The organism is Christensenella sp. (genome assembly GCF_034927525.1).
GTDB lineage: Bacteria > Bacillota > Clostridia > Christensenellales > Christensenellaceae > Christensenella.
In genome coordinates this window covers 1-3227 of the sequence record NZ_JAYFPU010000099.1, presented here as the reverse complement: position 1 = coordinate 3227, position 3227 = coordinate 1, and the positions used below count along the sequence as shown (strand labels likewise).

At 52.7% G+C, this 3227-nt stretch carries 4 protein-coding genes; all 4 read left to right on the top strand.

Going from position 1 to position 3227, the window contains the following annotated elements; translation table 11 throughout:
• On the top strand, positions 1–973 hold a 973-nt coding region (locus tag VB081_RS03945; protein ID WP_323399549.1), incomplete at its 5' end, for a sugar ABC transporter ATP-binding protein.
• A gap of 1 nt (position 974) precedes the next feature.
• Positions 975–1976, top strand: a complete 1002-nt coding sequence (locus tag VB081_RS03940; RefSeq protein ID WP_323399548.1) for an ABC transporter permease — start codon at positions 975–977, stop codon at positions 1974–1976.
• 29 nt (positions 1977–2005) lie between these two features.
• Positions 2006–2782 (top strand): SDR family NAD(P)-dependent oxidoreductase, encoded by a 777-nt coding sequence (locus VB081_RS03935; protein ID WP_323399547.1) that lies wholly within the window; start codon positions 2006–2008, stop codon positions 2780–2782.
• A 4-nt stretch (positions 2783–2786) separates the two neighbouring features.
• Positions 2787–3227: lactate utilization protein (locus VB081_RS03930; protein ID WP_323399546.1), on the top strand; the 441-nt coding region annotated here is incomplete at its 3' end.

The following is a 3227-nucleotide window of genomic DNA, read 5'->3' as shown; positions in this document are numbered from 1 at the left end:
CTCAAGCGAGATCGAGCAATTGTTCCAGCTGATCAACGGGCTCAAAAAAGAGGGCGTGGGCATTGTCTATGTTTCGCACCGCTTAGAGGAGATATTCAAGATTTCTGACCGCATCACCGTGTTAAAGGACGGGCAGTATGTAAAGACGGTCAATACGAAGGAGATCGACGAGCATACGCTGGTCAACACGATGATCGGGCGCGAACTGACGGATTATTATCCCAAGCGGAACGCGAAGATCGGCGATATCGTATTTGAAGCCAAGAACATCTCCAATGGCATTGCTGCAAAAAATGTTTCTTTCCATGTACGTGCCGGAGAAGTGCTCGGCTTAAGCGGGCTGGTCGGCTCTGGACGGACGGAAACGGCGCGGGCGATCTTCGGTGCTGATAAAAAGGACAGCGGCGAGGTATACCTGTACGGCAAGAAGATCAAGACAGATTCGCCGTGGGAATCCGTGAAGCAGGGGATCGGCTTTCTGGTCGAAGACAGAAAGAGCCAAGGGGTGCTGCTCGACTTATCGTGCAGGATCAATATCACGATGTCTTCCATCAGGGATTATAAGAAAGCCTTTGACGTGATCGACACGCATAAGGAGAAAAAGCGCGTGCAGGAGTTGATCGACCAGTTGAAGATCAAAACGGCGGGGCAGGAGGCGGACGTGAAGTCGCTGTCGGGCGGAAACCAGCAAAAGGTGGCTTTCGCAAAATGGATCGCCAGTAACTCGAAGGTGCTCATTTTGGATGAACCCACAAGAGGCGTGGACGTCGGCGCGAAGATCGAAATTTATAAGATCATCAACCAGCTGGCGGAGGAAGGGATGCCTATCATCATGATATCCTCTGAAATGCCTGAAATCATCGGCATGTGCGACCGCGTGATCGTGATGCATGAGGGCATGGTAGCCGGCGAGATCGATCGTCAGGAAATATGTGAAGAAAAACTAATACATTTTGCAATGGGGGTAGGTTGATATGAACGGACAAAGCCTGGAAAACAAATTTAGTTTGAAGGATATTTTTATCAAGTATAACGCGATCCTGATTTTGATTATCCTGATCGTGGTCTCTGCCATTTTATCACCGGTGTTTTTAACGCCGGGCAATATCTTCAACCTGTTAAGGCAAAACATGCCACTGCTCATTATTTCAATGGGTATGCTGTACGTGATCCTGACAGGCGGCATCGACCTTTCGGTAGGATCGATGGCGGCAGTCGGCGGCATGGTTCTTTCTATGGCGCTTACGTCGTGGGGGCTCAATAGTGGCATCGGGCTGGTATTGGCGCTTATCTTAGCATTTGTGCCGGGTATCGTCTTAGGCGCCGCGAGCGGCGCGCTCATTGCCTATGTGAGGGTCGCTCCGTTTATCGTGACGCTTGCGATGATGACAATCGCAAAGGGCATGGCCTTTATTTTCACCAACGGACAGCCTGTCAGATGGCCGCAGGATACGGCGGCGACATCGGCGCTGATCAGCTTTGGTAAAGATTCGGCGCTCGGTATCCCGTGGCCGGTGATCCTCGGCATTGCCGTATTCGTCATCTTCCTTCTGATCACAAGATTCACTGTGTTCGGCAGGATGATCATTGCGACAGGCTCTAACGAAACGGCGGTCAATCTATCCGGTATCAAAGCGCAGAAATATCAATTCAGCGCATACGTGATCAGCGGATGTATGGCGGTTCTCGGTGGTATCTGCATGACGGCGCGCACAGGTATGGGAACACCCATCACCGGCGACGGATATGAGCTGGACGCGATCGCAGCCTGCGTCATTGGCGGGGCGAGCCTTTCAGGAGGCAAAGGAAAAGTGGTCAATACGCTGATCGGCGTGATGATCCTTGCGCTGATCACAAATATCATGAACCTGATGAGCGTTCCGGCCTATCCGCAGCAGATCGTTAAGGGACTTGTCATTATCGGCGCGGTCGTGCTCCAGAAGGTAGGGGCAAGCAGTAAAAACACGGCAGTATAGTAAAAGACGCAGGCAAAGGAGAATGTAACATGTTGTTGAAAGATAAAATCGTAGTCATTACGGGTTCTACGAGAGGCATCGGCAAAGGCATCGCGCTGCAGTGCGCAAAGGAAGGCGCGAAAGTAGTGGTGAGCGGCACGAACCCGAGGCTGGTCGAGGAGATCAGGCCGGAATTCAAAGAAATGGGCTATGAGATCAAATCCTTCCTGTGTAATGTTACAAAAAGGGAGGACGTGGAAAACCTGATGCGTTTTGCGTGTGAAACGTGCGGCGGCATCGACGCGGTGGTCGCCAACGCGGGAATCACAGACGTGATCCAGTTCGACAACCTGACGGAAGACCACTGGGACAGGATGATCAGCATCAACCTAAAGGGCGTATACTTGGCAGACCATGCGGCACTGCCGTACCTAAAGGAAAACGGCGGCGGCAGGATCATCAACATCAGTTCGGACTGCGGCATTGAAGGGTGGGGCTTCCATTCTTCGTACAGCGCGGCAAAGTTTGGCATACGCGGCTTAACACAGGCGCTGGCAAAGGAGCTGGGCAAGTATAATATCAACGTCAACGCGGTATGTCCGGGTATCATCGATACGGAAATGTGGAAAGAGGGAGACGCGATGTCTTCTGATATCACGGGCGATCCGCTGGGGAGCTCGTGGCAGGCGAATGTGGACAGGATACCGCTTGGCAGGGCGGGTACGCCGGAGGACATCGGTAAGGCGGTGGCGATGCTGCTTTCCGGATATGCTGATTACATCACAGGGACGACGCTGATGGTCGGCGGCGGAAGCGCGGTAAACTGACGCTATGGACATCATAAAGGAAACAATAAAAAACCTGCAAAAAAGGCATTTTTGCGCATATTATGCAAAGGACAGCGACGAGGCGAAGGAACAGGTACTTAAGCTGATTTCGCCGGAAAAGAGCGTGGGCATCGGCGGTTCTATGACGATTGGGGGAATGGGACTGTATGAAGCGCTCAAAGAGCGGGGAAACGTGGTGTGGTCACACTGGCTGGGCGAGGAGACTTTTACCAAGGCACAGTTTGAAGGGGAGCGTACCGCCGACGTATATCTCTGCTCGAGCAACGCGGTGATGAAGCGAGGTGCGCTCGTCAATACGGATGGTCTTGGCAACCGCGCCGCCTATCTGTTCCACGGGCCGGAGACGGTCGTGGTGGTTTGCGGCAAAAACAAAATCGTTGACGGCGGGTATGAAGAAGCGATCAGCCGTGTGAAAAACGTCGCC